Raw genomic sequence first — 497 nt, forward strand, 5'->3', positions numbered from 1 at the left:
CGCCGCTGGCCACATCACCTTTTTCAATGGTCATCCAGCCTTCGAGGCTGAAGCGGGCGCTTTTCAGGGCGATATTGTCCTGCATCCAGCGTCCCAGCCACGGTTTGACGTCGATATCATCCGCCTGCAGCCAGACCCGGCCTTTATTCAGCAGGCCATCCTCATCGCGAAGATCCATCCGCACCTGCATGACGCCATGCTGGCCGGTGAGGCTGGAGAGGCTGAGCTGCCCCTCGGCGCGATGACGGTTCCTGCCGTTAAGCCATGTCAGCTGCGGAACCGCCAGCTCCGCCCGCTGACCGGAAAGGGTCAGGAAGCTCAGATGGCTGTCGCGCAGAGTAAAGTGATCGAACTGACGTAAAAAGAGATCGCTGATGCGGTCGGTTTTCAGGCTTTCGCCACCGTCATTGGTCTGAATAGGGGTATTGGTATGGACCTGCAGCTGCCAGAAGGTGAGGTCGCGGAACTGCCAGCGCATATGCAGCAGGCTTTGCCAG

General features: G+C 59.4%; 1 protein-coding gene. It reads right to left on the reverse strand.

Annotated features, from left to right (window positions below; genetic code table 11):
- Positions 1–497, reverse strand: a 497-nt coding sequence (locus tag FJV41_RS55500; protein WP_220138001.1) for a YhdP family protein, incomplete at both ends; no start/stop codon positions are given.

The sequence above is a fragment of the Myxococcus llanfairpwllgwyngyllgogerychwyrndrobwllllantysiliogogogochensis genome, assembly GCF_006636215.1.
GTDB classification, from domain to species: domain Bacteria; phylum Myxococcota; class Myxococcia; order Myxococcales; family Myxococcaceae; genus Myxococcus; species Myxococcus llanfairpwllgwyngyllgogerychwyrndrobwllllantysiliogogogochensis.